This window comes from Rhodococcus coprophilus NBRC 100603 (genome assembly GCF_001895045.1).
Classification (GTDB): Bacteria; Actinomycetota; Actinomycetes; order Mycobacteriales; family Mycobacteriaceae; genus Rhodococcus; species Rhodococcus coprophilus.
The window spans coordinates 53,962-80,851 of record NZ_BDAM01000003.1; the positions used below are offsets into that span (position 1 = coordinate 53,962).

At 64.8% G+C, this 26,890-nt stretch carries 30 protein-coding genes; 15 read left to right on the forward strand and 15 right to left on the reverse strand.

The genetic code is table 11. The annotated features are described in order from the left end of the window. Window positions 1-59: 59 nt before the first annotated feature. The 3 genes from RDCOP1_RS06060 to RDCOP1_RS06070 all read right to left on the reverse strand — a co-directional run bounded on the left by RDCOP1_RS06060 (window position 60) and on the right by RDCOP1_RS06070 (window position 2,663). Complete coding sequence (locus tag RDCOP1_RS06060) at window positions 60-566, reverse strand: DUF3145 domain-containing protein (RefSeq protein WP_072699231.1); 507 nt, start codon at window positions 564-566, stop codon at window positions 60-62. Between the two features lie 122 nt (window positions 567-688). Further along, on the reverse strand, window positions 689-1,501 hold the full coding sequence (locus RDCOP1_RS06065) for a serine hydrolase domain-containing protein (protein WP_072699232.1): 813 nt from the start codon (window positions 1,499-1,501) through the stop codon (window positions 689-691). 34 nt (window positions 1,502-1,535) lie between these two features. Further along, on the reverse strand, window positions 1,536-2,663 hold the full coding sequence (locus tag RDCOP1_RS06070) for an NDMA-dependent alcohol dehydrogenase (protein WP_072699233.1): 1,128 nt from the start codon (window positions 2,661-2,663) through the stop codon (window positions 1,536-1,538). Between the two features lie 232 nt (window positions 2,664-2,895). Between RDCOP1_RS06070 and RDCOP1_RS06075 the strand changes: the two genes are divergently transcribed. Continuing rightward, the gene (locus tag RDCOP1_RS06075; protein ID WP_072699234.1) at window positions 2,896-3,315 is read left to right on the forward strand and encodes a Zn-ribbon domain-containing OB-fold protein; all 420 of its coding nucleotides are present in this window, start codon (window positions 2,896-2,898) and stop codon (window positions 3,313-3,315) included. A gap of 34 nt (window positions 3,316-3,349) precedes the next feature. Next, the gene (locus tag RDCOP1_RS06080) at window positions 3,350-4,498 is read left to right on the forward strand and encodes a thiolase family protein (protein ID WP_072699235.1); all 1,149 of its coding nucleotides are present in this window, start codon (window positions 3,350-3,352) and stop codon (window positions 4,496-4,498) included. A 101-nt stretch (window positions 4,499-4,599) separates the two neighbouring features. Here the strand turns inward: RDCOP1_RS06080 and RDCOP1_RS06085 are convergent, their stop codons facing one another. Further along, window positions 4,600-5,562 carry an endonuclease/exonuclease/phosphatase family protein gene (locus RDCOP1_RS06085; RefSeq protein WP_169848840.1) on the reverse strand — a complete coding sequence of 321 codons (963 nt, stop codon included), beginning with the start codon at window positions 5,560-5,562 and terminating at the stop codon, window positions 4,600-4,602. 216 nt (window positions 5,563-5,778) lie between these two features. On the opposite strand from RDCOP1_RS06085, the gene RDCOP1_RS06090 reads away from it, so the two are divergent. Next, window positions 5,779-6,801, forward strand: coding sequence for an alpha/beta hydrolase (locus RDCOP1_RS06090; protein ID WP_072699236.1), 1,023 nt, complete (start codon window positions 5,779-5,781; stop codon window positions 6,799-6,801). An 88-nt stretch (window positions 6,802-6,889) separates the two neighbouring features. Here the strand turns inward: RDCOP1_RS06090 and RDCOP1_RS06095 are convergent, their stop codons facing one another. The 5 genes from RDCOP1_RS06095 to RDCOP1_RS06115 all read right to left on the reverse strand — a co-directional run bounded on the left by RDCOP1_RS06095 (window position 6,890) and on the right by RDCOP1_RS06115 (window position 10,978). Continuing rightward, complete coding sequence (locus RDCOP1_RS06095) at window positions 6,890-7,594, reverse strand: SDR family NAD(P)-dependent oxidoreductase (protein WP_072699628.1); 705 nt, start codon at window positions 7,592-7,594, stop codon at window positions 6,890-6,892. Further along, window positions 7,591-8,397 carry a TauD/TfdA dioxygenase family protein gene (locus RDCOP1_RS06100; RefSeq protein WP_072699629.1) on the reverse strand — a complete coding sequence of 269 codons (807 nt, stop codon included), beginning with the start codon at window positions 8,395-8,397 and terminating at the stop codon, window positions 7,591-7,593. Before RDCOP1_RS06100 ends, RDCOP1_RS06095 begins: the two co-directional genes overlap by 4 nt. A gap of 58 nt (window positions 8,398-8,455) precedes the next feature. Next, window positions 8,456-8,995, reverse strand: coding sequence for a hypothetical protein (locus RDCOP1_RS06105; protein ID WP_072699237.1), 540 nt, complete (start codon window positions 8,993-8,995; stop codon window positions 8,456-8,458). A gap of 75 nt (window positions 8,996-9,070) precedes the next feature. Further along, entirely contained in the window at window positions 9,071-9,535 is a 465-nt protein-coding gene (locus RDCOP1_RS06110; RefSeq protein WP_072699238.1) for a hypothetical protein, read from the reverse strand. A gap of 45 nt (window positions 9,536-9,580) precedes the next feature. Continuing rightward, entirely contained in the window at window positions 9,581-10,978 is a 1,398-nt protein-coding gene (locus RDCOP1_RS06115; protein ID WP_072699239.1) for an aromatic ring-hydroxylating oxygenase subunit alpha, read from the reverse strand. Window positions 10,979-11,610: 632 nt separating this feature from the next. On the opposite strand from RDCOP1_RS06115, the gene RDCOP1_RS06125 reads away from it, so the two are divergent. Next, window positions 11,611-12,456 carry an SGNH/GDSL hydrolase family protein gene (locus tag RDCOP1_RS06125; protein WP_072699630.1) on the forward strand — a complete coding sequence of 282 codons (846 nt, stop codon included), beginning with the start codon at window positions 11,611-11,613 and terminating at the stop codon, window positions 12,454-12,456. A 25-nt stretch (window positions 12,457-12,481) separates the two neighbouring features. Here RDCOP1_RS06125 and RDCOP1_RS06130 read toward each other — a convergent pair whose 3' ends face one another. Both RDCOP1_RS06130 and RDCOP1_RS06135 read right to left on the reverse strand, forming a co-directional pair. Then, window positions 12,482-13,090: a TetR/AcrR family transcriptional regulator gene (locus tag RDCOP1_RS06130; protein WP_197713470.1), complete on the reverse strand. Its 609-nt coding sequence runs from the start codon at window positions 13,088-13,090 to the stop codon at window positions 12,482-12,484. A gap of 97 nt (window positions 13,091-13,187) precedes the next feature. Beyond that, window positions 13,188-13,955 carry an SDR family oxidoreductase gene (locus RDCOP1_RS06135; protein ID WP_072699241.1) on the reverse strand — a complete coding sequence of 256 codons (768 nt, stop codon included), beginning with the start codon at window positions 13,953-13,955 and terminating at the stop codon, window positions 13,188-13,190. A gap of 153 nt (window positions 13,956-14,108) precedes the next feature. Between RDCOP1_RS06135 and RDCOP1_RS06140 the strand changes: the two genes are divergently transcribed. The 5 genes from RDCOP1_RS06140 to RDCOP1_RS06160 are packed head-to-tail and all read left to right on the forward strand — an operon-like array spanning window position 14,109 to window position 18,885. Then, window positions 14,109-14,912, forward strand: a complete 804-nt coding sequence (locus tag RDCOP1_RS06140) for an ABC transporter ATP-binding protein (RefSeq protein WP_072699242.1) — start codon at window positions 14,109-14,111, stop codon at window positions 14,910-14,912. After that, complete coding sequence (locus tag RDCOP1_RS06145) at window positions 14,909-15,628, forward strand: ABC transporter ATP-binding protein (RefSeq protein ID WP_072699243.1); 720 nt, start codon at window positions 14,909-14,911, stop codon at window positions 15,626-15,628. The genes RDCOP1_RS06140 and RDCOP1_RS06145 overlap by 4 nt, the downstream gene beginning before the upstream one ends. Before the next feature lie 10 nt (window positions 15,629-15,638). Beyond that, a complete protein-coding gene (locus RDCOP1_RS06150; protein ID WP_072699244.1) occupies window positions 15,639-16,517 on the forward strand; it encodes a branched-chain amino acid ABC transporter permease in 879 nt (292 codons plus the stop codon). Window positions 16,518-16,519: 2 nt separating this feature from the next. Next, window positions 16,520-17,626 (forward strand): branched-chain amino acid ABC transporter permease, encoded by a 1,107-nt coding sequence (locus RDCOP1_RS06155; RefSeq protein WP_072699245.1) that lies wholly within the window; start codon window positions 16,520-16,522, stop codon window positions 17,624-17,626. Further along, entirely contained in the window at window positions 17,623-18,885 is a 1,263-nt protein-coding gene (locus RDCOP1_RS06160; protein ID WP_072699246.1) for an ABC transporter substrate-binding protein, read from the forward strand. The genes RDCOP1_RS06155 and RDCOP1_RS06160 overlap by 4 nt, the downstream gene beginning before the upstream one ends. A gap of 288 nt (window positions 18,886-19,173) precedes the next feature. Here RDCOP1_RS06160 and RDCOP1_RS06165 read toward each other — a convergent pair whose 3' ends face one another. Next, window positions 19,174-19,716, reverse strand: a complete 543-nt coding sequence (locus RDCOP1_RS06165) for a dihydrofolate reductase family protein (RefSeq protein ID WP_072699247.1) — start codon at window positions 19,714-19,716, stop codon at window positions 19,174-19,176. 125 nt (window positions 19,717-19,841) lie between these two features. Here RDCOP1_RS06165 and RDCOP1_RS06170 point away from each other — a divergent pair, with 125 nt between their 5' ends. After that, a complete protein-coding gene (locus RDCOP1_RS06170) occupies window positions 19,842-20,465 on the forward strand; it encodes a TetR/AcrR family transcriptional regulator (RefSeq protein ID WP_072699248.1) in 624 nt (207 codons plus the stop codon). A 140-nt stretch (window positions 20,466-20,605) separates the two neighbouring features. Here the strand turns inward: RDCOP1_RS06170 and RDCOP1_RS06175 are convergent, their stop codons facing one another. Then, window positions 20,606-21,568: a helix-turn-helix transcriptional regulator gene (locus tag RDCOP1_RS06175; protein ID WP_072699632.1), complete on the reverse strand. Its 963-nt coding sequence runs from the start codon at window positions 21,566-21,568 to the stop codon at window positions 20,606-20,608. Window positions 21,569-21,631: 63 nt separating this feature from the next. Here RDCOP1_RS06175 and RDCOP1_RS06180 point away from each other — a divergent pair, with 63 nt between their 5' ends. Both RDCOP1_RS06180 and RDCOP1_RS06185 read left to right on the forward strand, forming a co-directional pair. Continuing rightward, complete coding sequence (locus RDCOP1_RS06180) at window positions 21,632-22,204, forward strand: DinB family protein (RefSeq protein WP_072699249.1); 573 nt, start codon at window positions 21,632-21,634, stop codon at window positions 22,202-22,204. A gap of 1 nt (window position 22,205) precedes the next feature. Then, window positions 22,206-22,640: a VOC family protein gene (locus RDCOP1_RS06185; protein WP_072699250.1), complete on the forward strand. Its 435-nt coding sequence runs from the start codon at window positions 22,206-22,208 to the stop codon at window positions 22,638-22,640. A 65-nt stretch (window positions 22,641-22,705) separates the two neighbouring features. Here the strand turns inward: RDCOP1_RS06185 and RDCOP1_RS06190 are convergent, their stop codons facing one another. Next, complete coding sequence (locus tag RDCOP1_RS06190; RefSeq protein ID WP_072699251.1) at window positions 22,706-23,347, reverse strand: FMN-dependent NADH-azoreductase; 642 nt, start codon at window positions 23,345-23,347, stop codon at window positions 22,706-22,708. Between the two features lie 89 nt (window positions 23,348-23,436). Here RDCOP1_RS06190 and RDCOP1_RS06195 point away from each other — a divergent pair, with 89 nt between their 5' ends. The 3 genes from RDCOP1_RS06195 to RDCOP1_RS06205 all read left to right on the forward strand — a co-directional run bounded on the left by RDCOP1_RS06195 (window position 23,437) and on the right by RDCOP1_RS06205 (window position 25,164). Beyond that, window positions 23,437-24,018, forward strand: coding sequence for a MarR family winged helix-turn-helix transcriptional regulator (locus RDCOP1_RS06195; protein ID WP_231922921.1), 582 nt, complete (start codon window positions 23,437-23,439; stop codon window positions 24,016-24,018). 79 nt (window positions 24,019-24,097) lie between these two features. Further along, the gene (locus RDCOP1_RS06200; RefSeq protein WP_072699633.1) at window positions 24,098-24,664 is read left to right on the forward strand and encodes a GNAT family N-acetyltransferase; all 567 of its coding nucleotides are present in this window, start codon (window positions 24,098-24,100) and stop codon (window positions 24,662-24,664) included. Between the two features lie 95 nt (window positions 24,665-24,759). Then, on the forward strand, window positions 24,760-25,164 hold the full coding sequence (locus RDCOP1_RS06205) for a VOC family protein (RefSeq protein ID WP_072699253.1): 405 nt from the start codon (window positions 24,760-24,762) through the stop codon (window positions 25,162-25,164). A 49-nt stretch (window positions 25,165-25,213) separates the two neighbouring features. On the opposite strand, the gene RDCOP1_RS06210 is transcribed toward RDCOP1_RS06205, so the two are convergent. After that, the gene (locus RDCOP1_RS06210; protein WP_072699254.1) at window positions 25,214-26,662 is read right to left on the reverse strand and encodes a basic amino acid/polyamine antiporter; all 1,449 of its coding nucleotides are present in this window, start codon (window positions 26,660-26,662) and stop codon (window positions 25,214-25,216) included. Between the last annotated feature and the right edge of the window lie 228 nt (window positions 26,663-26,890).

Consider the following 26,890-nt stretch of genomic DNA (forward strand, 5'->3'; position numbering starts at 1 on the left):
GGCGTCGTGCGGAGGTCAGCGCGTACGGTATTCGGTTCGTGCGGGGCGTCGCGGGTGGATCAGCCGACGTCGCGCCGGAGCCACGTCACCTCGGCCCCCTCGTCGCCGCTGCGGTAGGGCTCGAGTTCTTCGTCCCATGCGGTGCCGAGGGCACGATGAAGGTCGGCTGCGGTGTCGGAGGACGCGAGCATCGCGCGCAGCCGCATTTCGCCGACGACGATGTCGCCGTTGGCGCTGGTGCAACCGCGCCAGAGTCCCAGCCGTGGCACATAGCTGTAGCGTTCGCCGTCGACACCCTCGCTGGGGTTCTCGGTGATCTCGAAACGCAGCATGGGCCAGACGAGCAGGGCGTCCGCGAGGCGACCGGCGGTGCCCACAGGACCGACCCAGTCGACGGAGGTTCGCAGCACACCCACGTCGGCGGGCTGCCCCGTCCACGTCAGTTCCGGGCGACTGTTCAGTGTGGCAGCCAGCGCCCATTCGATATGTGGACAGACCGCGGCGGGCGAAGAGTGGATATAGATCACCCCGGTTGTCGCATCCGCGAACTGATTGGATACGCGCATACATTCACCTCCGATTCGACGAGGACGTCTTCCCCAACGACCTCTGTCCGAAAGGTGTCTACATGCGGCGTGGTAACAAGTGTGCGCCTGTTGCCAGTGTTTCGCCGGGAAACGAAAGAGGTTTATGTGATTTCGGTCAGCACCGCGTCACTCAGTGCAGGCCAGAGCGGTTTTGCCCAGTCTCCGAAGCCCTTGTCGGTGAGTACGACACATGCGCCACCGAATTCGGGATCTACCCAGAGAAATGTTCCGGATTGGCCGAAATGCCCGAATGTTCGCGGTGAATTCGTCGTCCCGGTCCAATGTGGATTCTTCTCGCCGCGAATTTCGAATCCCAAACCCCAGTCGTTGGGCTTGAACATTCCGTAGCCGGGCACCAGTCCGTTCAAGCCCGGAAACTGCACTCCGGTAGCTTCCGCGAAGAGGGGGTCGGAGACGAGCGTAGGGGTCAGCAACTCTCCCGCGAACACCGCGAGGTCGGCCGCCGACGAACGGCCACCGTGGCCCGCCGGTCCGGGCAGGCTGGAGTCGCGCATCCCGAGTGGCTCGAAGACGGCCTGCGCCAGGTACTCCGGGAACGGGATGTCGGTCTCGCCGGCGATGAACTCGGCGAGGATCTCGAATCCGGCGCTCGAGTAGATCCGCTTGCGGCCCGGTTCGGCTTTCACTGTGCGGTCGCCGAAGGCAAGACCCGACGCGTGGGCGAGCAGATGCCGCACGGTCGAGCCGGGTGGTCCGGCGGGCTGATCCAGCTCGATCGCCCCCTCCTCGATCGCCACGAGCGCCGCGTACGCGACGAGGGGCTTGGTCACCGAGGCCAGCTCGTAGACCGCTGTCTGCTCCCCCTCGGACGCGATCACGCCACCCCCGCGGGTGACGATTGCGGCGGCGGCGTGATCGACGGGCCATTCGGAGATCAATTCCAGACTGCGCACCGATCCAGGGTACGAGATGCCGGATGACCCGAGGTCACCAGTCGGCCTCTGTGTAGCGGATCACGCCGCGGATGTTCTTGCCGTCGAGCATGTCCCGGTAACCGTCATTGATCTGCTCGAGCGTGTAGGTGCGCGTCACCATGTCGGCCAGGTTGAGCTGACCGGACTTGTAGAGGTCCAACAGCTGCGGGATGTCGACGCGTGCATTGCAGCCACCGAAGATGTTGCCCTTGAGGTCCTTCTGCAGCATGGAGAAGAGGAACGAGTTCAGCTTGACGTCCATGTCGGACATGAAGCCCATGGCCGTGACGACACACTTGCCGCCCTTTGCGGTGAGCGTGAGCGCCGGATCGACGAGGTCACCCTTCATCTCGCCGACAGTGATGATCGTCTCCTGGCACATGCGTCCCCAGGTGACCTCCATGATCGGCACGATTGCTTCTTCGATCGAGGCATAGGTGTGGGTGGCACCGAATTTCATCGCCTGCTCGCGCTTCCACGGCACCGGATCGATGGCGAAAATGTGGCGGGCACCGGACGCGACCGCACCCTGCAGCGCACTCATGCCCACGCCGCCGACGCCGATGATCGCAACCGAATCGCCCGGCTTGACGTCGGCGATGTGGGTGGCCGAACCCCAGCCGGTCGGGACACCGCATCCGACGAGGGCGGCGAGTTCGAAAGGCACGTCCTTGTCGATCTTGACGACCTGGCTCTGGTTCACGGTCATGTAGGGAGAGAACGTCCCGAGCAGGCACATCGGGATGACGTTCTGCCCGCGGGCCTGGATCCGGTAGCTGCCGTCGGAGATCGCCTGACCGCTCAGGAGCCCTGCTCCCAGATCGCACAGGTTCGAGTGGCCGCTGGCACACGACGGACACCGACCGCATGCGGGGATGAAGGACAACACGACGTGGTCGCCGACCTCGAAGCCGACGACGCCGTCGCCGACCTTGGTGATGACGCCGGAGCCCTCGTGCCCGCCCATGACCGGGAAGGACGGCATCGGCGTTGCACCGGTGACGATGTGGTGGTCGGAGTGACACATGCCGGCGGCTTCCATGCGGATCTGGACTTCACCCGCCACGGGATCGCCGAGTTCGATCTCCTCTACCGACCACGCCTCGTCGATCCCCCACAGCACTGCACCCTTGGTCTTCATCTGACGCCCTCCATCGCATTGCAAGTTGTGCACGTGACGATAGCCACATTCCGCAGAAATTGGAACAGGTTCTACAAAAGGTTCCGCGGCGCCTGCCGGCGCAGTCGCGCCGACTCCCGAGAGCTCGGATATGCTCCTCTCATTGTGGAGAATGCGATTTCCGTCTAGCGTAATTGCCATGGCCGCAGCACTCGCGAAACCGGGTGGCGGCACCGACAACGGAGGATGACCTATGACGACGAAGGCGCTCGCGCCCGACGTTTCGACCTGGCCCGCGGAGAACCCCCAGCTCATCGGCAGCCATTGCGACGACTGCGCCGCCACCACCTGGCCCCGGCAACCGCGGTGCCCGCGGTGCAGCGGCGCGAATGTGTCGGATCTGCTTCTCCCGCGGCGCGGAACCCTGGTGGCCTGGACCACCCAGGGATTCGTCCCCAAGCAGCCTTACGCCGGCAACGAGACCGCCGCGACCTTCACACCGTTCACATTCGGCCTGATCCAGCTCGGCGATGTGGTGCGTGTCGAAGCCCGGCTCACCGAGGCCGATCCCGCCCGGCTGCAGCCCGGCATGGACTTCGAACTCACGTTCGTTCCGTTCTACGTCGACGAGGACGGGACGGAAATCTTCACATGGGCCTTCGAGCCGATCTGACCAGCACACACCCGATCGAGGAGTCCTTGAAACTATGAACGACGTTGCCATCATCGGTGTGGGCCTGCACCCGTTCGGCAGATTCGGCACCAAGTCGGCCATCGAGATGGCGGCCGACGCAATCCAGCTCGCACTCGAGGATTCGGGTGTGGCATGGAAAGACATCCAGTTCGGCATCGGTGGAAGCTACGAGGTGGACAACACCGACGCCGTCACCCGGCTGGTCGGCCTGACCGGCATCCCCTTCACCAATGTCTTCAACGCGTGCGCGACCTCCGCGAGCGCGATCGAACAGACCGCGGACGGCATCCGCTCCGGGAAGTACGACATCGGCATCGCCGTCGGCACGGACAAGCACCCGCGCGGCGCATTCACAGCCGATCCCGCCATGCTCGGCCTTCCCGCCTGGTACGCGGAGAACGGACAGTTCGTCACCACCAAGTTCTTCGGCATGAAGGCCAACCGCTACACCCTCGAGCACAACATCTCCCACGAGACGCTCGCCCGGGTCGCCGCCAAGAACTACCGCAACGGCGGCCTCAACCCGAAGGCGTTCCGCCGCACGGAGTTCAGTATCGAGGAGATCCTCGAGTCGCCCATGCTGAACTACCCGCTCACCGCAAAGATGTTCTGTGCTCCCGACGAAGGCGCTGCAGCCGTCATCATGTGCCGCGGCGATCTGGCGTCGAAGTACACCACGAACAAGCCGGTGTACCTGCGCTCCACCGCGATTCGCACCCGCACGTACGGTGCCTACGAGGTGCACGCGACGTGGGCAGCGGTCGACGAGGACGTCTCGCCGACCGTCTACGCCGCGAAGGCAGCCTACGAGGCGGCCGGCATCGGGCCCGAGGACGTCGACGTCGCACAGTTGCAGGACACCGACGCCGGTGCGGAAGTCATCCACATGGCCGAGACCGGGCTGTGCGCCGACGGCGACCAGGAAAAGCTGATCGCGGAGGGCGCCACCGAGATCGGCGGCTCCCTGCCCGTGAACACCGACGGTGGTCTCATCGCGAACGGCGAACCGATCGGTGCGTCCGGGATCCGCCAGGTGCACGAGCTCGTCTTGCAGCTCCGCGGCCAGGCGGGCGATCGCCAGGTGCCCGGAGAGCCGAAGGTCGGACTGGCCCAGGTCTACGGAGCACCCGGAACGGCCGCCGCGTCGATCTTGTCCCTCTGATCGTGCGCGCTACGTAACCGCCCGTCCGGGGCTACTCGCAGCCGAAAGGAGGCGGCGCCGCGACAGCGGCGCCGCCTCCTTTCCCTCAGAGCTCGTACGACTTACTCGGGCATGCCGTCGAGACGCAGTTGCGCGATCACCGCACGATGGTCCGATCCCGGCACGCTCACCGTCTCCACCTCGGTCGCCGATCCACCTGCGACGAGAATGTGGTCGATGCCGACCACCGGCGGGATCCGTTTGTCCGTGGGGTAGGTGCGCAGGTGCCCCGCACCGACTTGCTCGGCGGCATCACCGAAGCGGCCCGACAGCAATACCCGGAACTGCGAATGATCGTATGTCGCATTGAAATCGGCGCCCGCGACAACCGGACGTTTCCCTGGTGCCTGTTCGAGAATATCGTGCAGACGGGACAGTTCGTCGGCCCATACGTGCGCGTCGAAGACCGGCGGCACGGGATGAAAGGCGTAGACGCCGACCGGCCCAGCACCCGGAATCTCCGCTGTCGCAGATATCTGGTTCATCACGAACCCGTCGTACTCGACAGTGTCGGACAGCGGATAGGCGCTCCAGATCCCTGTTCCGTTCGCGGCGGGGGCGGGCGAGAGATGCCGATACGGCAGCACCGTGTCGAGACCCGCTCGGGCCAGAGCCTCGACGGCCTCGGGCGAAAGTTCGTCGACCGTGAGCAGTCCGATGTTTCGCTCGCGCACCTCGGTCACCACTGCGGCGGCGTCCGCCTCTCCGTAAAGGATGTTTGTCTGCATCACGTGCACCACAGGGCCTTCGGCGAGGTCCGCGTCACCGATGTAGAGGGGTGCCTGGGTCGTCACAGCCCCTATGACGACAAGACCCGCGACCGCCACGCCGGCCCGTTTCCCGAGAGCCAGGAATGCCAGGAGACCGATCAGTGCGCACGCCATCAGATACGGGGCTCCCGATGCCGCGAGCACGAGAACACGCGCCGACGACGGGCTGAAGTGCAACGCGATCCCGATCGCACCGATCGAGACCGCAACCCATGCACCCGTCCCGATTGCGGCCCGCACCCACGTGGTCTTCACATCCGACAGCCAAGCACGACGGGTGTCCGCGCCGCGATGCCGGGCCACACTGTTGTTTGTTCAGAACACTTTCGAGAACCGGGGATCAGCGACCGGCATCTCCAGATCTCGTAGGATCCCGGAGAGCGGCACCCTTTCGATAAAGGTACAATTCGGACATCACAGGGGTCGATGCCGGGGGGCGACTCAGAACCTCTCGGATTTCTAAGGGCGCCCATGAATCGATCCCCTATGCCCCGTCGCGTGTGCTTTACGCTCACAGCGCTTGCCGCCTGCGTGGTCGCCTCGACAGCCGGATCCGGCATTGCGGCCGCGACTCCCGTACCGACTGGTGCATACGTCGACAGTGTGACCCCGGTTTCCGAACAGCACTGGCGAGTCGGTGTGTATTCACCCGCGATGGACAGTGTGGTGCCACTCGACGTTCTCCACGCGGCAGACAGCGGCGAGCCGCGACCGATCCTCTACGCGCTCGGCGGCGCCGGCGTCGGGACCATCGAAGGCACCGGTTGGATGGAGAGCAGCGACATCGCCGAGTTCTTTTCCGACAAGAACGTCAACGTCGTGGTTCCCGCCACTGGCAACTTCAGCTATTTCACCGACTGGGCCGAGGACGACGACATTCTCGGCCGCAACATGTGGGAGACCTTCCTGACCGAAGAACTCCCTCCGGTTATGGACGCGGAACTGGGCGCCAATGGGGTCCAATCGATACTGGGCATGTCGATGAGCGCCGGATCGGCACTGGACTTGGCCGTCCGGAGCGGTGACCTGTATTCGGGCGTCGCGTCTTTCAGCGGATGTGTGCGCACGAGCGATCCCCTCGGCCGGAAGTACGTCGAGCTGGTGGTGGAGCGTCGCGGGAAAGGCAACACGGACAACATGTGGGGCCCGGAAGGTGACCCGCGATGGGCCGAGCATGATGTCTACCTCCACGCCGAGCAGTTGCGGGGCAAGGCACTCTATTTGTCGAGCCGTAACGGGCTTCCCGGCCCTCACGACGTGCCCGGACAGGAACGTGCGGCAGGCGAGTCGTTCCGTACGCAGCTCGTCCTCGGCGGTGCCATCGAGGCCGCGACGCTTGTGTGCACTACCCAACTGGCGCAGCGGCTCGACGAGCTGGGAATCCCGGTGACCGCGGACCTCGGCGCCGCGGGAACCCACTCCTGGGGCTACTGGGAAGACGATCTGCGCAGCTCGTGGCCGATTCTCGCCGAGTCGATGGGCGTCGAGATCTGACCTGCGTTGCTCCCCGAGAACGCGGGTCTCGGGGAGCAACGAGTCGAGGAGGTCACCCTCCGGCGACCGCCCGGCTGCACACTCGGGTTCAGGTGTTCCGACCGCCGCTGACCGGGAGGATCTGTCCAGTGATGTAACCGGCTTCCTCCGAGATGAGGAACGAACACGCGGCAGCGATGTCCTCGGGTCGTCCGACTCGCCGCACCGGGGTCCGCATGATGTGCTCCTCGATGGTGCCGCCGAGATGACCCTTCTCCTCGGCCCTGCGCAGCATGGGTGTGTCGACGAATCCTGGCGGTACCGCGTTGACGGTGATGCCGTGGGGCCCGTATTCCAGCGCCAGCGACTTGGTCAGCCCGTTGACGGCCGATTTCGCCGCGACATAGGCCGACATGAACGGCTGACCCGAATGCGTACTCGACGAGGAGATGTTGACGATTCGACCCCAGCCCGCATCCAGCATGTCGGGAAGGACAGCCTGTGCGCAGTGGTAGACACTGGTCAGGTTGATGTCGATCAGTCGCTGCCACGTGTCGAAGTCCGTGTTGGTGAACCGTTTGTGCAGCTCGAGTCCCGCCCCGTTGACAAGGATCGTGATCGGCCCCCACTGTGCCCGGATTTCGGCCAGTGCCGCGTCGATCTGTGCGCGGTCCGTCACGTCTGCCGTGTACTCGTATTCCGACGAGGACGGCTTCAGATCGAGGACCGCGACGCGGTAACCGTCCTTCCTCAGACGCTCCGCAACGGCACGTCCGATACCCGAACCGCCGCCGGTCACGACGGCAGATTTCATGACCACGCCTCGTCGCCGGCGATTGTGCTGCGGCGCATCAGGCGTTCGGACGACGGGTCGTACGGCAGTGCGCGGTGCAGCATGCCGGTGTTGTCCCAGATCACCACATCACCCACCTGCCACTCGTGGGTGTAGCAGAAGCGCTCCTGAGTGGTCCAGGCCAGCAGCTCGTCGAGGAGCTCGCGACTCTCGACAGGATCCATGCCCACGATGTGGTCTGCCGTCGCGCCGATGACCAGGGATCGGCGGCCGTCACGGCGATCCCAGATCAGCGACGACTCATGGGTGGGAAGCCGGCGCCAGAGCTCGACCTGCTCATCGGTGGGATCCGGATAGACCGTTCGCTGCGCCGCTTCGAAGCTGTGCAGCACGCGTAACCCCTCGTAGCGCTTGCGTTGCGACTCTGGCAGGTTCTCGTACGCCGCGTACGTACTGGCGAACTCGGTTTCACCGCCGATCGCCGCGACATGCCGGGCACTGAGAACGGTCATCTTCGCCGGCACATCGTTGGTGGTGTCGTCGATGTGCCAGCTCAGCGTGCCCTTGAGGTACTCTGCGGACCGCGTCTTCGCCGGGTCCAGAGAGACCGTCATGATCTCCTCCCCCGGTATCGGCTGCACCACGGTGCCGAGCTTTCGACTGAAGGCGATCTGAGCTTCGTCGTCGAGGTGAAGGCCCCGGATGAGCAGTACCCCCCGCCACTTCAGCGCCTCGGTCAGTCGAGGGACCACCGCCTCGTCCAGACTCTCGACACCGGTGACTTCGACACCGAATGCCGGAGTGAGCGCTCGAGTCTCGATCATGAAAAATCTCCGTTCGTACTCGATCGATCCCGGCCTGCTGCAGACCGGAGACCACACATCAGATGGATACGCCGGCCCTGTCGAGGCAGCGGTGAACGGCTTCCATGTAGGCGGTTTGACCGTGGAACGGACCACTCACGCCGATCGCGACTTCGAGGAAGGGGCTGTACTCGTCGTTGACATGGGTTTCCCACCGCGTGATCTCGGCGTCGTCGTTCGTCTCGACGAAGCTGTACGAATAGAACCCCATCGTGACGCCGTCCGCCTTGGTTCCTTCCCAACGGGTCTTCATGACGAAGCCGTTGTCGGCAGGCCAGTAGTCGAAGCTCTTCGGCTTCCAGTCCGGAAAGGTCAGGGAGTACGCCTTCGCTTCCAACGTCGACGTCCGGGCCGTGTCCTCTGCGACCTCGCTCATCCGAATGACCTGTTCGCCCGTGAAGTACGGCGACGTGTAGATGGCGTCGGCAGCGAACTTCCAGGCCCCGTCACTGTTTTCGCCCGCGTATTCTTCCCCGTCCTTGACACCCTGGCGCAGGTACGCGTTACCGTAGCTCTCGGCCATCCGGCGATGCTGAGCGATGCGTTCTTCGACGTTCATTCGATCTCCTCTTGGATACACGTAGTCGTTCGATCTCGGTCACCTCGGCGTTCCCCAGCGGGAGACACCGATAGGTCATTCCTGAATTCCGACACCCTCATAGCTCGCAAGCATCCCGGCCTCGGGCATCGCCATCTGCAGATACACGTCGATGTGGCGAATCTTCCCGGCCTCGTCGAATTCGAAGGCCGCCAGTGAATTCACCACGTTACTGAATTCCCCTACGCTGCTTCGCTCCTCGAGCTCGAGGAATACCAGCCCCGGCGTTTCGGTGACGCGCTTGAACACACCCTCCCACTCGGACGACGACGCCCAGTTCGTGAGGAAGTCGGTGTACTGCTCCCAGTTCATAACCTCTTTGAAGTTGCCCACTCGCTCGAATTCGTCGACCGCGACGAGCTCCGCCAGGGGCTCCCAGCTCCGGACGGAGAATCCGGAATCCTTGGCACTGTCCACAATGCGCTTCGTCACCCGGGTGTATTCCAGCACCGCACGAGACAATCCGGTGTACTCGTCGATGACGTCGTCTATCTTCCTCATTGCCAGAACCTTTCGAGTTTTCGTTCGCCGAGACCGAGAACGGCGTCAGCCCTTGCCTGCGAGGTAGCGATCCAGTACCGAATGGAATTTCGCGATGGGGACTTCTTCCCTGATGAGGGACATGTATTCGAGGGACTTGTTGCGCAAGCCGATCTGCTGGCGTGGCATCTGCTCGTAATCCTGTTGGAGCGCAAGGAAATACTTGAAGCTCCCTGGCTCCTCGACCTCGATCTGTTGCGCCCGGGCCGCCTCGCGATATTCCGCGGGCAGGTACATGACGCTGATGATCTGCCAGACGCATCGGGCGGGGTCACCGTCGGGATGCGGTGTGGCGACGATAACGGTCGCCTCTCCCGCCCGCACCGTCATGAAGAAATTCGGGAAGAGCACCCAGCCGTGATTGTCACTCATCTGCGCGTCGGTGAGTCCGCTGACGTCGAACCCCATCCCGGTGAGCGTTTCGCGGGTGGCTTGCTGGAGCAACGACCGACCCGAGACTCCCTCCGGATATTCCAGCACCCCGTCGGTGTTGCGGTACGAGTCGGCGAGCTCCTCGAGACGGGGAAGGTAGGCCGCGATCCCCGGAAACGTGCCCGGGAGTTCCCTGATCCCTTCGAGTTCGTCTTCCGGACCGAAGTTCTCCACATTCTTGACCTCGAAGGGAGCGACCGAGACGCTGTGGTCTTCGAAGAAGCGGTACCGGACGGTGGTCGGATCGATATTGATCACCCGAAGCAGTTCCGGATGAATTCCGGCGATGTGGTAGCCCTCGGAGAAGGCGTCGATGACCACCTTCCAGTTGCATTCCAGGCTCTCGCGAACATTGAGCACGGTGGTCATTTCATCCAAGTGGTACGGCGCGAGGAGTTCCGCGACTTCGTCTCCGAAGAACTCGACGAGCGGTGCTGCGTTCGGATCCGGATTGATGAAAACGAACCCGGCGAAACACTCGACCGACACCTGCAGAAGTGAGTGTTCGGCTTTGTCGATCTCCGCATCGAGATCCGACCTGCCGACGCCCACGAGATTGCCCTGCAAATCATAGGACCACAGGTGGTAGGGGCAGTTGATCCGAGCGCCGCCGCCTGTGCCCCGGCACAGGATGTTCCCACGATGCCGGCAGGCGTTGACGAACCCCCGGATCACGCCGTCCCTGCCCCGGACGATGAAATAGGACTGATCGAAGATATGGAACTCTTTGCGATCTCCCGCGTCGGGCAACTCGTCGGCACGGCCCACCACCTGCCACACACGTTCCCAGATCGAGACCCGCTCCCGCTCAGCGTATTCGCGGGATGTGTAGCGATCGGTCGTGATCTGCAGCGTCAACGGAGTGAAGTCGAGATCCGACAGGCCCGGTCCCGAATCGACCCATTGCCCCGGCCTCACCGATTCTCCTGCTTCCACAGGTTGCCCTGTACTCACCGATTCGACAGACACCATTCCTCGTCCTTTCATGCGAAACCACAGAGCTGGACGCCCGGCGCAACTCGCTCCGAGCAGGAAAAGGTCAGGTGGGTTTCGCCCCCACGACGTCGGCCCACCTGTGCATCGCCCCGAGCCCCCTCAGGAATCAATCAATCGATTGATTTCTATATGATGAAGGTCACATTCAATGGTGTCAATGGGCTACGTCACAACACATGAAGGAATTCTTTGCACTCCCCGACCGCCCCGCGATCGGCGTACAGGGATTCGAAGGCCCTGGCGGACAACGCGTCACCGACAAAGGCACGACCGGAGAAAACCCCGGGCGTGCCTGGAACCGCTCCAGCGGGCTGAACGTCGACGAGTCGGAAATCGAGGCCGTGGTTTGCGAACACACCCTTGCCGATCCCCATGGGACGGCCTCGTTGCAGAGCCCCAGCGTGGTGACACGCAGTGGCACAAGACGGTTGTCGCCGGCCGTGACCCGTGCCGCCCCGGAGCCGCTCGAACATTGCGAGTCATCGAGCACCGCCGATCCCTTGACAGCCTGACCTCACCGTCGGATGATCAGCGAAACATGTCGCCGATTCGGTGGGAGTCCCGTGCGTACAGGTGCCGCCCGTATGAGAGTCGCCGGATCCGTACTCATGACTGCAGTTTTCGTGACGCTTCTGCCTGCGTCCCAGTCCGCGTCGGCCACTCCGCTCTACGATTCGTATGTTGCGCTCGGGGATTCGTTCACCTCCGGTCCCGGGATTCCGCCTACGGTGTCGGAGGAATGCGGACGGTCGAGCAGCAACTATCCGACCCTGGTCTCGGAAGTATTGAACGTCTCCCGGTTCATCGACGTGTCGTGCGGCGCCGCGGTGAGCACCGACTTCACCGAATCCCAGTCGACGTTCGGCGGCGGCGGCGTGCTGCCGCAGTACGACGCCTTGACACCCGACGTCGACCTCGTGACGGTCGGCATCGGCGGGAACGACATCGGCGGGAACGACATCGGTCTGGTCCAGTTGGCGATCGGATGCATCAATCTGCGCCCGCCGCCCGATGGGCAGTCCTGTGCCGTGACGAACACCGCGGCCGGTTCCGACCGGGTCGACGCCGCGATCGACGCCTTCGGTCCGCGTTACGGAACGATCACCCAGGAGATCCGGGATCGTTCCCCGAACGCGAGGATCGTATTCGTCGGCTATCCCACGGCCATCCGCGACGGCGGATGCTTCCCCGACCAGCGGATGTGGCCTGAGGATGCGACCTACCTCCAGGACAAACTCGACAGGCTGAACGACGTCATGCGCCGGCACGTGCAGGATTCGGGCGCGGAGTACATCGATCTGACCGCGTCGACCGTCGGGCACGACTCGTGCGCCGACCCCGCAGAGCGCTGGATGGAAGGCCTTTCACCGGTCACCGAGGCAATCCCCCTGCATCCTAATGCTGCCGGGCACCGCAACGCCGCCGACCGGATCGTGGCCTCGCTGCTGGGATGAACCCGACCGGCCGCGCGGCCCTTCGCTATCCGAGGGAAGCATGTACCGCCGCTGCAAGAAGTGCGGCGACCGTCTGACGCATCACGGCGGTGGCGCCGTCGACGTCGAGGCCGTACTCGTCGCGCAGCACCGACCAGGACGCCCACGTGCTCGCGATTCCGAGTGCTTGGATCGTCTGCGTCCGGCGCGAGGCCGGAAGCGGTGCGAGTTCGCGCGCGAAGAGCACCTCGATCTCGTCGGTGACGCGCGCGATGTGCCGCATACGGTTGGTTCGCAACTCCCGCGAGAACGGCTCTCTCAATCCCGCCGCGCGCGCGTAGGGAGCGATGAACTCGAGCAGTTTCCCGCGTTGAGCGCAGAACTTGTCGACCCGTTCGGGCAGGTCGAGATCGGGTGAGACCGGCACGAACATCGTGTCCTGGCGGCTGAGAAGTTCGGCACCCGTGGTGCCGAACAGCGTTTCCAGATCGTTGAAGTTTGCCCATAGGGCACGCAGGGAGATTCCTGCCTGCTCCGCTATCTGCGCTCCGGTCGGCTTGAGTTCTCCCGCCTCGATCAGAGCGATGTGCGCGTCGATCACGGCGCGCCGGGTGCGTTCACCGCGTGCGGTCCGCCCGTCCGAGGTGCTGGTCACCACCGATTCCTCACCTGCATCGTTCGTGTACTGCTGTGCTCCATTCTGCCAGTGCACCCGAGCCTGCTCGCGCCGGCATGAACCCGCCCGCCGAGCCTCACTCCGCTGCGGCCGTGAGACCGCCGCCGTCGACGGAGAGGATCTGACCGGTCACCCAGGATGCGTCGTCGGACGCGAGGTAGGCGACCGCCGATGCGACGTCGGACGGCACGCCGAGGCGCTGCATCGGATATCGCGCCGCCACCTGCTCTTCCCGGCCTTCGTACAGTGCCGCCGCGAAGCGCGTCTTCACCACCGCCGGGGCGACTGCGTTGACACGGATCGCCGGTCCGAGTTCTGCCGCGAGTGAGCGAGTGAGTTGGTTGAGGGCCGCTTTGCTCACCCCGTAGAACGCAATTCCAGGTGCATGGGAGAACGCAGATACGGACGAGATGTTCACGACCGCACCACCTTCGGTGGTCAGCGCGGCGAAGCGCTGAGTCCAGGCCAACGCAGCGAGCACGTTCACCTCGAGAATCTTGCGGGCAGCCTCGAGGTCGAGATCGATCAAAGGACCGTAGACGGGGTTGGTACCGGCGTTGTTGACGAGGATGTCGATCCTGCCGAAACGATCGAGGGCTACCCGCATCACCTCATCGCGGTGGGCCGGGTCGTGCGCCTTGCCCGCCACACCGCACGCGACCTCGGGTCCGAGCGCCGCGACTGCTTCGGCGAGTGGCTCCGGCGACCTCGCCGTGAGCATCACCCGGGCGCCCTCCGCCACGAGGCGTTCTGCGATACCGAATCCGATTCCTCGACTGGCACCGGTGACCACCGCGACGCGGCCGTCGAGCCGGCGCGGGGCTCCCTCGTCGGATGCAACCACAGTCTCGACTCCTGTTCCGTAATGATCAGCCCGGACAGTAGGAACATACACTCACGGTGTTGTAACCTTTCGCTGCAAAGTGATGCCGGTCTCACTCGGACCCGGCAGATCGCCCGAAAGTCCGAAGAGGGCACGAGAGAAAGTGCACCCGCTGTGCAATCAATCGTCACCCGGAGTGAACCTCCGATCCGGCTCCGACTCGACGGCATCGAGGTTCGCTTCGGCGGCCTCGTCGCTCTCGAAGACGTGTCGCTGCAGGTACCGGCCGGCTCGGTGGTCGGCGTCATGGGCCCCAACGGCGCGGGGAAGACGACGCTGTTCAACGTCGTCTGCGGATTCCAGCGTCCGCGCGCCGGGACGCTGTCGTTCGACGGCCGCCCGGTGCGCCCCGCACCTCACCGCCTGGTCCGGCACGGGGTAGCGCGCACGTTGCAGGGACTCGGACTCTTCGGTGGACTCACCGTCCTCGAGAACGTCGCCGCGGGTGCGTCGCTGTCCCATCGCGCACCGTTCGTGACGAGCCTGCTCGGGTTGCCGTCCGGCGCGCGAACCCAGCGGGCGGCCCGAGACGCGGCTGCAACGCTGCTCGACGAGTTCGGGATCGGCGACTACGCACAGTCCCTCCCCCCGGCGCTCCCCTACGCGGTGGCGAAGAAAGTGGCGCTCGCACGCGCCCTCATCTCGGACCCGACGTTGCTCCTTCTCGACGAGCCCGCAGGTGGCCTGGACAGCGCCGACATCGAGGAACTCGGAACGCTGATCCGCCGGCTACCCGCGCGCGGCGACGGGTCACGCTCGGTAATGCTGGTGGAACACAACGTCGATCTGATCATGTCGGTGTGCGATCACATCGTCGTCCTCGACTTCGGCAAGGTGATCGCCGCGGGCACCCCCGACGAGATCCGTGCAGATCCGCTGGTTGCTGCGGCCTACCTCGGCGGAAAGGACGCGGCGTGAGCACACCACTCCTGCGTGTCGAAAACCTCACCGGCGGATACGGTCCCGTGCCGGTACTGCACGAGGTCAGCTTCGACGTCCCGTCGGGTACGATCGCAGCCGTCGTCGGCGCCAACGGTGCCGGGAAAACGACCCTGCTGCGCGCACTGTCGGGAATGCTGCCTGCCGTCCAGGGATCGATCAGTGTGTCGGGCAGTCCCGTGCTGGGTGTCCCGACGGAAAAACTCGTGCACCACGGCGTTGCCCACGTGCCCGAGGGCCGTGGCGTGATCGGCGAATTGACCGTCGAGGAGAATCTGCGGCTCGGTGGACTCTGGCGCAAGGACCGCGCGGACACCAAGCGCGCCATCGCCGAGATGTACGAGATGTTCGAACCTCTCGCCCGTCGACGGAACAGCAGCGGCCATCAACTCTCCGGGGGCGAGCGGCAGATGCTCGCGATCGGTCGTGCGCTGGTCGCACGGCCGTCGCTGCTGCTTCTCGACGAGCCGTCGCTGGGGCTCGCGCCGCGCATCGTGGACCTCATCATGACGGTCCTGCGCGACCTGCGTGACCGCACCGGACTGACTGTGGTGCTCGTCGAACAGAACGTTCACAGCGCGCTCCCGATCGCCGACCAGGCGATCGTGCTGGCGCTGGGTCGCATCGTCGTCGCCACGTCGGCCGCAGAACTCGTGATGGACAGCGACTTCCGCACCGCCTACCTGGGATTCTGAGGAGTAACCGATGGACAGATTCCTGTTTCTCACCGTGGACGGGCTCGCGCGCGGCGCCGTATTCGCGGCCTTCGCCCTCGCACTGGTGCTGATCTGGCGGGGCACCCGCGTGATCAACTTCGCACAGGGTGCGATGGCCGCGGCCACCACGTACATCGCTTACTCGGTCACGTCGGCAACCGGTTCGTACTGGTACGGGCTCCTCGCGGCGATCGTGAGCGGCTTCGTGCTGGGGGCGCTCGTCGAGCGGGTGCTGATCCGCCGCCTCGACCACAGCCGCCCACTGGCCGCGGTGATCGTCGCGCTCGGACTCGTCATGGTGATCCACGCAGTACTCGGCATGATCTACGGCAACGACTTCCGGCCGATGCAGTTGCCGTTCAGTCGTGATCCGTTGCGCGTCGGGAACGTTCCGCTGCTGTCACCGTACGACGTGTTCGTCTTCGCAGCGGTGGGCGTGGTGGTCATCGGCCTCGCCCTGCTGTTCACCCGGACCGACCTCGGACTGAGGATGCGGGCCTCCGCGTTCGCTCCGGACGTGTCTCGACTGCTCGGCGTGAAGGTCTCGTCGATGCTCACCCTCGGGTGGGCTCTGGCCGGTGCGGTCGGCGGGCTGGCGGCGCTCCTCGTTGTACCCACCGAACTCGGATTGAACCCGCACGCAGTAGATCTCGTGTTCATCTTCGCGTTCACCGCAGCCGTGATCGGCGGGCTCGACAGTCCGGTGGGCGCGGTACTCGGCGGACTCGCGACAGGCGTACTGCTGAGCTTCGTCAGCGGTTACCTCAGCGGGAGCATCGCGCCGATCGCGGTCCTCCTCATGCTGCTGGCAGTGCTCCTGCTGCGGCCCCAAGGCATCTTCTCCGGCGTCGCTGCCAGACAGGTCTGACCATGCACAGTTCCCGTTTCGATTCGTTCGCCGTACGCGCGGCGGTGGTCGCTGCCGTCACCGTCGCAGTCATCGCGATCATCTTCGTATTACCGCCGTTCCGGAACTACCAGTTGGCCACGATTGCCGCCTACCTTTGTGCGACTGCCGGATTGACCGTGCTCATCGGCCGCAACGGTCAGCTCTCGCTCGGCCACGGAGCGCTGATGGCCTGCGGGGCATACTCCTTCGCACTGACCTCGAACGCGATGGGCGACGCGGGAGCAACCGGGATCTCGGTTCTGCTCGTGCCGTTGGCCGCGTCCGTCATCGTGACTTCCGTGGTCGGCATCGTCGTCGGGGCGGCCGCGGCACGGTTGCACGGCCCCTATCTGGCCGGCTTGACGCTCGCGCTGGTCGTCGTGATCCCGTCTATCACCACCACGTTCTCCAGCGTGCTGGGCGGCGACCAGGGTCTGTGGGCATACGTGGAGGGGCCGCCTAGCAGCATCGCGGCGGCGTTCACCGTCGAACAGTGGCAGGCGACGATCGCGGTGCTCGCTGCGGCCCTCACCGTACTCGCCCTGTCGAATCTCATCGCCGGCGACTTCGGCCGCCGCATGCAGGCCGTGCGCGACGACGAGATCGCGGCGCGCCTCGCGGGTATCGACGTCGCCCACACCAAGATCACCACATTCGTGGTCAGTGCCGGTGCCGCCGGCCTCGGCGGCGGCGTGCTCGCGATGGTTTCCCAGAGCGCCTCACCGGGAGCGTTCGGCGTCACCTTCTCGCTGTTCCTGCTGATGGGTGTGGTCATCGGCGGCCTCGGGTCGCTTCTCGGCGCGGTGTGGGGCGCAGCGCTCCTCGTCGTGATGCCCGCGCTCGTGTCCGCACTCACCGACTCCCTCCAACTGTCTCCGTCCCTGGCCGAACGTCTGGACGGAAACCTCGCCATCGCCGTTTTCGGCGTCGCCGTCATCCTCATCGTGCTGCTCGCGCCGGCCGGTCTCCAGGGCCTGTTCGGGGCAGCAATCCGTCGTCTCCGGCCGGGTAGCGGCGGCCCGCGACACGGCCGTCACCGCGATTCCACTTCCGTCTCCACCCCACCGAAAGCAGAGGCCAGCATATGAAATCAGGTCGGCGACACCAACTTTCCCTCGTCGCACTCGCTGCGACGACGGCCCTGACGCTTGCCGCGTGCGGCAGTGGCACCACCGCGTCGACCGGGTCTTCCGGTGACGGGGACACCACCGGTGTCACCGACACCTCCGTGCTGGTCGGTACTCACATGCCGCTCACGGGCCCCGCCGCCGCCGGTTACTCGAAGATCCCCCCTGCCACCAAGGCGTACTTCGACTACATCAACGAGCAAGGTGGCGTACACGGCCGGACCATCGAGTACAAGGCACTCGACGACGGGTACAACCCGTCCAACACCCAGCAGGTCGTGCGGGAGCTGGTGTTGCAGGACCGCGTGTTCGCGATACTCGGCGGCCTGGGGACGCCCACCCATTCGGGTGTCCTCGACTTCCTGGACACCAACAATGTTCCGGACCTGTTCGTCGCGTCCGGTTCCCGAATCTGGAATCAGCCCGACAAGTATCCCAACACCTTCGGGTTCAACGCCGACTACACCGTCGAAGCCAAGATCATGGCGCAGTATGTCAAGGACAACCTCCCCGGCAAGAAGGTGTGCACGCTGGGGCAGGACGACGATCTCGGCGGCGACTACCTGGCGGGTGTCGAGCAGATCGTCGGGGCCGACGCCGTCGTCGAAAAGCAGTTCTACGCCACCAGCAACACCAATGTCGCCCCTCAGATCGGCGCGCTGCAGGCTGCGGGGTGCGAGGTCGTCATGCTCGCCACGATTCCCGGTTTCACGGCGTTGGCGATCGGGACCGCGGGCCGACTCGGTTTCCGGCCGCAGTGGACCACCGCCTCGGTGGGAGGCGACTACCTGACGCTGTCCAAGACCCTCGGCGACGCCGCCCCGCTCGCCGACGGGCTGCTCAGCACCAACTACCTGTCCTCGCACTTCAGCCAGGACGACGAGTGGACCACCAAGTTCCGGGAGATCAACGCGCAGTACAACAATGACGCCGAATTCGACGGCAACGTCGTCTACGGCATGTCCATGGCACACACGTTCGTTCAGGCACTCGAAGCCGCGGGTGAGAATCCCACTCGCGAATCGATCGTCGAGGCGATCCGGTCCACCGACTTCACCGGCCCCAACCTCGTGCCGTTCCGGTTCTCCGAGGACGACCATTCCGGAGCCGGGGGTGCACGAGTCAACCAGGTCGCCAACGGTGTCCAGGAGTACTTCGGACCTGCGTACACCACCACGGACGCTCCCGGCGATCCGGTCGTGGAGTACCGAGCAGAATAGCGAACAACGGCAAGCCCGAAGAATACGGCTGCCGGCACATCCACAGACGGCGTCGGCCGGGCATCACACAGGATGCCCGGCCGACGCCGGTGTTGTGCAGTGGTCGTCCTCCGTCGAGTCGGCCACCGACGTCGATGGATGTGGTGGTCGAAGGTCATCGGCCGGCAATCGCGAACAACTCGGACCACTCCGTTGGGGTGCACCGAACGGGGTCACAATCCATGGGGCAGGTCCGCTCACACCTGTCCGGTACGGCGCACCGGAGGGATCTGCCGTGGCCGGCGTCGTTTATGTGAGAACGCGGTATCGGAGGTGGGCTTCGCTGGCGAATGCCGATGTGCCGACACGCTCCAGTCTTATGGGCTTGCTCAGGCCGGTGAAGAGCGAAACCCCTTGTCCGAGAATGATCGGTACGACGTGCAGCTGGATCTCGTCGACCAGGCCGAGTTCGAGACACTGTCTCGAGATGCTGCCTCCGAGCACGCTGACCCACTTGTCCCCTGCCGCCTTCTCGGCGGACTCCACGGCCTGGCCGATATCGTCGACGACGAACGTGTACGTCACGCCGTCTTTCTCGATCGGATCATGAGAACTGTGGGTCATCAGGTACACCGGCACCCCGGCCATTCCCCCGTAGGGAACTTCTCCGTCATCGATCGTCTGCGTTCTGTTCGCGCCTCCGACTACCGCGCCGAGTTCACTCATAACTCTTCCCGCGACGGCTTCGTCCTCAGGAGTCACGGTGAATCCGTTCATCCAGTCGACCCCTCCGTCTACGTCGGCCATGAATCCGTCCAGGCTCACCGTCGCGTGGATGATCACCTTCGCCATTGCGCCTCCTAGGGCACGTGCGGTTCGATCCAAATTTGAGGCGAGACGGTCGACTCGCCTCAGCCGAAGGGTATCGGCCGGATTGTTGCGAGTCAAGCGACTCACCTCTAAGTCATACTGAATGCATGCCCCGCGAACTCTCCGCCTACCATCGACAAATCGCTGACGAGAACCGGGCGGCGATTCTCGAGGCCGCCGCCGCGCTGTTCCTCGAACTCGGATACGATCGAACGCCGTTGGCCCGGGTCGCCGACCTCGCCGACGTCTCGAAAGCGACTCTGTTCAAACAGTTCCCGACGAAAGCAGAACTCTTCGAGGCAGCAGTACTCGCGGCGAGCGACACGTCGGGCTCCGAGCCGCTGAGCCCACCACCCGGAGACTTCCACGCAGGTTTGGTCAGTCTCGGCTCGGCATATGCGGAGCTGTTGTCCCGGCCCCGAACGGCAGACCTGATGCGAGCGGTGATTGCCGAATCCGCGAGGTTCGCAGAACTGCGCGAGAGGACTTTCAACTTCGGCACGTTGCCCCTACTGAGAGCACTCAGGAGCTACTTCGAGGAGGTGAACGCTGAGGGAACCGCACGCGTGGACGACCTCGATGTCGCAGCGGCACAGTTCCTCGGCATGATCGCCACTATCGTGTTCTGGCCACGCCTCATCCACGGCAACTGGTCACTGACGGATGAAGAGACGCTCCACACTGTCGACGAAGCCGCTCGGACCATCGTCGCCCGCTACGCGGCGAAGTAGACGGACTCATAGTCGCGCGCATCGGACGAGGGCGCTGCTTCCTGGCCGCACAACCGACGACGGGCTCCGCAACTCGGCGGACCTGGCCCGTATCAGGTCCACAAGCAGGCACTGGGATTCACCGACTCTGCCGATCGGTCTCACTCCAGAACTGTCGCCATCGCCGAGAGTCGTTGCGCGAGAGCTTTTGCCGTCTCCCGTAGTTCGGGGGGTTCGAGGACCACGGCGTCGAAACCCAATCGCGCCACGTGCAGGGCGAGCCAGTCCAGATCCTGCCCGCCGACGACGAGCAGGCACCAGCCATCGTGGCCGTCTTCGACGCGGCCGACCTGGGGCGGATCCAACTCCCGCACCCGGTCGGCCTCGGCGCGCAGACGCACCCGTGCGAGGTAGCGATACGGCGCCTCGGTCACGGCACGCTGCACATACGCGATCGGGTCCGGATAGTCCCTCGGACGGAAGCGCCAGGTCGACGCCGCCACATCACCCATGCGGTCCAGCCGGAAGGTGCGCCAGTCGTCGCGGTCGACGTCCCAGGCCATCAGATACCAGCGGTGTCCCGCCACAACCAGTCGCACCGGTTCGGTCGTACGTTCCCGATCCTCGCCGTCGCGGTCGGGGTACCGGAATCGCACCCGTACCGCGTCGCGGCAGGCACGGGCGAGGACCATCAGTGTGTCCGCATCGATCTCGATTCCCGGGCCGACGAGGGTCTCCATCGCGCCGTAGACGGCCCGCACCTCCGCCCGGAGCCGAGGTGGCATCACCTGGTCCAGCTTGGCCAGTGCACGCAAGGAGGCCTCGGCCGATCCGGCGATAGTGCTGCCCGAGGCCAGCCGCAACGACACCGCGGTCGCGATGGCCTCCTCGTCGTGGAAGAGCAGCGGAGGCAGGCGGGTGCCCGCGCCGAGTCGATAACCACCACCGACACCGGCGGTCGCGTTCACCGGATAGCCCAGCGCACGCAACCTCTCCACATCCCGGCGGACGGAACGATCGGTGACACGCAATTCGGACGCGAGGTCCGCAGCAGTCCAGGACGGCCGGCTCTGCAGCAGAGCAAGCAACCGCAGGACCCGCTCGGTCGTAGCCTCGACGGTCACAAGTTCGATCGTCGCACAGATCACGGAACCCAGCTGTCCGCTATATGGGGAAACCTCTAGCCCATGACGGAACGCAACTGGAACTCCCTACTGCGAAACCAACTCGACGCCTACCCGGTACGCGACCGACTCGACGGCCTCACCGACGACGAATATTTCTGGGAACCCGCGCCGGGATGCTGGAACGTGCGACCGCGCGGCACCGGCACCGCGCCTGTGCAGGCCGGGGCGGGATCTATGACGATCGACTTCGCGTTTCCCGAGCCGGACCCGCCACCGTTGACGACGATCGCGTGGCGACTAGGCCACGTCATCGTGGGGGTCCTCGCAATGCGAAACGCGTCCCATTTCGGACGGGCGCCCACCGACTATGCCTCCTTCGAGTACGCTGCAACCGCAGACGAGGCACTCGCCCAACTCGACGCGGAATACGCGACCTGGACCGCCGGAGTCGAATCACTCGGCGAAGGTGGCCTGTTCCGCCCGTGCGGAGAGGCGGAGGGGCCGTACGCCGAATACCCGATGGCGGGCCTTGTACTGCACATCCACCGCGAGTTGATCCATCACATAGCCGAGGTGTGTCTGCTCCGCGACCTGTATCTACACACCCGTTCCACTCGACAGGAGGTGGGCTGAGATGGCCCGTGACATCCAGATCACGTTCGACTGCGGCGATCCCGCGAAGCTCGCGGAGTTCTGGGCCGACGTCCTCGGTTACGAGGTGCAGGCTCCCCCTCCGGGCTTCTCGTCGTGGGACGAAGCGCTGGAGGCGATGGGAGTGCCACCGGAACACCGCAACGACGCGTCCGCTGTCGTCGATCCCGACGGGACCGGACCGCGACTGTTCTTCCAGCGGGTTCCGGAAGGGAAACAGGCGAAGAATCGAGTGCATCTCGACGTGCGGGCCGCTGGAGGGGACGACGAAAACCGGATGTCGGCCCTCGAGACGGAAGCCGAGCGCCTCGTCTCGCGCGGAGCCGAGCGGATCGGCCGCCACGAGCCCGATCCCCCGCTGAACGCCGGGCACATCGTGATGACCGATCCCGAGGGCAACGAATTCTGCCTCGACTGACGGCCGGGGATCGTGCACGGCCGGCTCACGAGCTGTCGGAATCCTTCGCGGTGCAGGCGTACCGGCTAAGCGGCGTAGCCGGCGGCGAGCAGCTCGCCGGCCGAGACAGCCTTCTCCTCTGCGGTCTTGCGCATCATCGCCGCCGTCTCGGTGAACTCGTCGAGTGCGGGATTGCTGCCCACGAGGGTGAACTCACGCTCGACGATCGTGACGTCTGCGCCCCAGACATCGACGAGGATCCTGCGTGCGTAGTCGGTGCCGTGGTCCCACCCGTCGCGAGGCGTTCCGGGCCCGTACGCACCACCGCGCGTAACGACCAGGACCGTGGGTGTCCCGTCGAGAAGGCGAGCGCCGTGCGGAGCGCCGACCACGGCGAGGTCGATCCAGGCTTTCGCATGCTGGGAGATCCCGTAGTTGTAGAGCGGAAGCGCCAGAATCGCGGTCGTCGCCTGCTGCAGCTCGGTGGCGAGTCGTTCCGCGAGGTCGAGGGCACGGCGCTGCGACTCGCTGCGATCCTGTTCCGGTATGGCACTTCCGGAGAGAGCCTCGCCCCATGCGTCGGACGGCAGCGCGTCCCGACCGACGTGGCGCCGCACGACAGTGGCCTCGGGGTGTGCTGCGGTGACTCGGTCGTGAACGAGATCGGCCAGTGCGCTGCTTGCGGAGTGGTCGCCTTGGATGCTGGCGTCGATACGGAGTAGGTGCATGATTTCTCCCGAGAGGTAGGACTTGAATGTTCAAGTCGGACGCTACACGCGGCGCCTTGAATGTTCAACACGTCGGGTACGGTATTCCTGTGAGCGTCGAAAACACCCGCGCATCCGCCCCCTCCGGGAACGACGAGAATCTCTGGCTGTCACCGGACCAACTGCGCGATTGGGTATCCCTCGTCGAACTGCTGTCGACGCTTCCCCCCGCCATGGACGCGCAGCTCAAGCGAGACGCGGGGATGAATTCGTTCGAATACCACATCCTCGCCGTGCTGGCCGAGGCGCCGGACCGCACCCTGATTCTCAGCGAGCTGGCCCCGTTGGCACAGGGCTCACTGTCCCGCCTGTCCCACGCGATCACCAGACTCGAGCGGTCGGGATGGGTCGAGCGGCGCAGCTGTACCGTCCGCGGCGGTCGGCGAGCCGAAGCGTGGCTCACCGACGCCGGTATTGCGAAGCTCGAGGAGACCGCGCCGGGCCACGTCCGAGAGGCGCGTCGTCTCGTCGTCGACGTTCTCACTCCCGGCCAGTTCGCCGCGCTCGGCGATGCCGCCCGGACTATCAACGCGGCACTCGCGGATCGGCCGAATGCCGGTCGGCCCAAGACTGACCGAGCCGAAATATTTTCTGCCGCAACACTTCCCGGAGATAAAGCAGGACCCGCATAGTTGTCGCTGTATGTGAACAGATCCGCGTGCAATCGAATATCCGGTGGCGTATCCGGCCGTCCGTGTGAAGATCGTGGGCATGTACGTCTTCCTGGAGACCGAACGGCTTGTGCTGCATCCTTTCACCGGCACCGAGGCGGAAGCCGACGACCTGTTCGCACTCGAGAACGACCCCGACGTCATGCGTTTCATCAACGGCGGCAGATCGGTGAGCCGCGAGACCATTCGTAGGCAGATACTTCCTCGACTCCTCCACGACTACCCGTGCTTCGGCACTCGCGGATACTGGGCTGCGGAGGAGAAGAGCACCGGGATGTTCCTGGGCTGGTTCGAGTTCCGTCCCTTGGACGACTACAGTCCCGCCGTGGTCGAACTCGGCTATCGATTGGCCGGGACCGCCTGGGGGAAGGGCTTTGCCACGGAGGGCTCACACGCGCTGATCCACAAGGGCTTCACCGACCTCGGAGTGGATCGGGTCACCGCGAACACGATGGCGGTGAACACACGATCTTGCCGTGTGCTGGAAAAGGTGGGTCTGTCGTTCGTCCGGAACTTCACCGGAGACTGGCCGGAGGCGATCGAAGGATCCGAACACGGTGACGTCGAGTACCACCTCACCCGGGCCGACTGGGAACAGCGCCGGTAGCTGTTTCCGCTTCCCGCTGGGCTCGCCCCACGATGAGTTCCGCCGCGCCGGCGAGTCGACCCATTCGACGACGTTTCCGCGGGAAGGACCTGACGATGAACGAGGACACCGACAGCGCATTCATCGACGTGATGACGATCGGAGTGCCGGTCACCGACCAGGACCGCGCACTCGAGTTCTACGTCGGGAAACTGGGCTTCGAGAAACGACTGGATGTACCCCTCGAACAACTCGGGGGCCGTTGGATCATCGTTGCGCCGCCCGATGCCCGCACAACAATCGCACTGGTTCCCGCCGGCGACGGCATTCCCGCAGGTATCGAGACCGGTGTCCGGCTGACTACGTCCGATGCCGCCGCGCTGCACACGCAACTACGCAATCGAGACGTCACAGTCGGTGAACTGCTCCTCTGGGACGGCGTGCCGCCGATGTTCACGTTCCGCGATCAGGACGGGAACGGTTTCGAGGCGGTCGAGCAACCAACCCTCGAAGCCGTCTGAGTTGCCTCTCGAGGCAGCAAGATCGCGATCCGTTTTGACGGCTTCCGAGTCACAAAGAGATCCAGCCCGCCGCGATACCGGCCACTGCGACGACCGCCAGGACGGCTGCACCGAGAAACAGGATCAACTCGACGGGACCGAACACTCGGCGACCCTGTTCGCGGCGAGTCAGGACGAACAGAATTGTGGCGGGCGCATAGAAGATGAACGAGAGCAGAACCAACTGGACCCCGGCGGCGACAACCAGAAACGCCGTGTACACGGTGGCCAGCGACGAGATCACGAGGTCGACCCGAAGCGTTGCCGGTCTCTCGCCGTCGTAGGTCTCCCGGGTCGTCCGCAACTTCAATGCATATGCGGCCGCGAGCAGGAACGGGATCAGCGTCATGACAGCGGTCATGTCGAGCGCGAAGTCGAACGCGTCTTCGGAGAAATAGGTCGATACGAGCATGACTTGCGAGAGCAACGTGCTCAGGGCCAACGCGTTGACGGGCACGTCCCGATCGGTTTGACGCGCCAGAAAGCGCGGCATGTCGCGATCGCGCGCAGCGACGAACAGCACCTCGGCGGCCATCAGTGTCCACGTCAGGTACGCACCGAGTACAGCGACGATCAAACCGATGCTGACGAGCACGGTGCCCCACGACCCGACGGCCGCGTCGAGCACACCCGCCATCGACGGCTGGCGAAGCTCGGCGATCTCCTCGGCCGGCAAAATCCCGTACGACACGATAGTGATCGAAGCGAAGACCGCCAGCACGCTGACGAACCCGAGGATCGTGGCTCGCCCGACGTCCTCGCGACGTTTCGCATGACGTGAATACACGCTTGCGCCCTCGACGCCGAGGAACACGAAGACCGTGACGAGCATCGTGGCACTCACCTGGTCGAACAGCGACCCGTAGGACCCTCCGCCCCAATTCGACGCGAACGCGTGCGGGTCGAACACGAACAACGCCAGCAGCACGAAGACGATGATGGGGATGATCTTCGCCACCGTCACGATCCGGTTGATCGAGGTTGCTTCTTTGATACCTCGACGCACCAGCAGGAAGAACAACCACAGCCCGACTGTGGAGGCGGCGATGGCCGGCACCGTGTCTCCCGCTCCCAGGCCGGGAATCCACTGACCGAGGGTGGACATGATGAGCACCCAGTAGGTGACGTTGCCGACGCATGCGCTGGCCCAGTACCCCGCGGCCGCGAAGAAGCCGGTGTACTCGCCGAACCCGGCCTTGGCGTAGGCGTAGATCCCCGCATCGAGTTGGGGCTTACGGATTGCGAGGCGCTGGAACACGAACGCGAGTGTCAGCATGCCAGCGCCGGCGATCGACCAGGCGATCAACGCCCCGGCTACGCCGGTTTCCTGCGCGAACCGGCGTGGCAGCGAGAAGACACCGGCACCGACCATCGATCCCACCACCATCGCGGTGAGGGTCAGAAGGGAAACCTTCGTTGTTCGATTTGCCGCTGTTGCGGTGCCGCCGTCCTGTGTCATCCTCGGATTCGTTCCTGTGATCGAGCAATGAACAGGTCTCCACTCGGAGCGCTTCCGGTACGACAACGCTAGCGTCAGGCCGCCCGACGAGTGCGAGCTTTGCGAAACGGCGAATGCGGCGGACAACCACCGCCCGAAAGTTCTCCGGCATACGCTGGTTGCCGTGGGTGCTCGCGTGACGCGGGTCCGGTCCTCAGGCGGTGCGAGTCGGCACGAAAGCCGATGCGC

Coding starts and splice junctions, on each gene's coding strand:
- RDCOP1_RS06060 (WP_072699231.1), bottom strand. CDS start 566: ATGCGCGTATCCAATCAGTTCGCGGATGCGACAACCGGGGTGATCTAT.
- RDCOP1_RS06070 (WP_072699233.1), bottom strand. CDS start 2,663: ATGAAGACCAAGGGTGCAGTGCTGTGGGGGATCGACGAGGCGTGGTCG.
- RDCOP1_RS06075 (WP_072699234.1), top strand. CDS start 2,896: ATGACGACGAAGGCGCTCGCGCCCGACGTTTCGACCTGGCCCGCGGAG.
- RDCOP1_RS06080 (WP_072699235.1), top strand. CDS start 3,350: ATGAACGACGTTGCCATCATCGGTGTGGGCCTGCACCCGTTCGGCAGA.
- RDCOP1_RS06090 (WP_072699236.1), top strand. CDS start 5,779: ATGAATCGATCCCCTATGCCCCGTCGCGTGTGCTTTACGCTCACAGCG.
- RDCOP1_RS06095 (WP_072699628.1), bottom strand. CDS start 7,594: ATGAAATCTGCCGTCGTGACCGGCGGCGGTTCGGGTATCGGACGTGCC.
- RDCOP1_RS06100 (WP_072699629.1), bottom strand. CDS start 8,397: ATGATCGAGACTCGAGCGCTCACTCCGGCATTCGGTGTCGAAGTCACC.
- RDCOP1_RS06105 (WP_072699237.1), bottom strand. CDS start 8,995: ATGAACGTCGAAGAACGCATCGCTCAGCATCGCCGGATGGCCGAGAGC.
- RDCOP1_RS06110 (WP_072699238.1), bottom strand. CDS start 9,535: ATGAGGAAGATAGACGACGTCATCGACGAGTACACCGGATTGTCTCGT.
- RDCOP1_RS06115 (WP_072699239.1), bottom strand. CDS start 10,978: ATGGTGTCTGTCGAATCGGTGAGTACAGGGCAACCTGTGGAAGCAGGA.
- RDCOP1_RS06125 (WP_072699630.1), top strand. CDS start 11,611: ATGACTGCAGTTTTCGTGACGCTTCTGCCTGCGTCCCAGTCCGCGTCG.
- RDCOP1_RS06150 (WP_072699244.1), top strand. CDS start 15,639: ATGGACAGATTCCTGTTTCTCACCGTGGACGGGCTCGCGCGCGGCGCC.
- RDCOP1_RS06155 (WP_072699245.1), top strand. CDS start 16,520: ATGCACAGTTCCCGTTTCGATTCGTTCGCCGTACGCGCGGCGGTGGTC.
- RDCOP1_RS06160 (WP_072699246.1), top strand. CDS start 17,623: ATGAAATCAGGTCGGCGACACCAACTTTCCCTCGTCGCACTCGCTGCG.
- RDCOP1_RS06165 (WP_072699247.1), bottom strand. CDS start 19,716: ATGGCGAAGGTGATCATCCACGCGACGGTGAGCCTGGACGGATTCATG.
- RDCOP1_RS06170 (WP_072699248.1), top strand. CDS start 19,842: ATGCCCCGCGAACTCTCCGCCTACCATCGACAAATCGCTGACGAGAAC.
- RDCOP1_RS06180 (WP_072699249.1), top strand. CDS start 21,632: ATGACGGAACGCAACTGGAACTCCCTACTGCGAAACCAACTCGACGCC.
- RDCOP1_RS06185 (WP_072699250.1), top strand. CDS start 22,206: ATGGCCCGTGACATCCAGATCACGTTCGACTGCGGCGATCCCGCGAAG.
- RDCOP1_RS06190 (WP_072699251.1), bottom strand. CDS start 23,347: ATGCACCTACTCCGTATCGACGCCAGCATCCAAGGCGACCACTCCGCA.
- RDCOP1_RS06200 (WP_072699633.1), top strand. CDS start 24,098: ATGTACGTCTTCCTGGAGACCGAACGGCTTGTGCTGCATCCTTTCACC.
- RDCOP1_RS06205 (WP_072699253.1), top strand. CDS start 24,760: ATGAACGAGGACACCGACAGCGCATTCATCGACGTGATGACGATCGGA.
- RDCOP1_RS06210 (WP_072699254.1), bottom strand. CDS start 26,662: ATGACACAGGACGGCGGCACCGCAACAGCGGCAAATCGAACAACGAAG.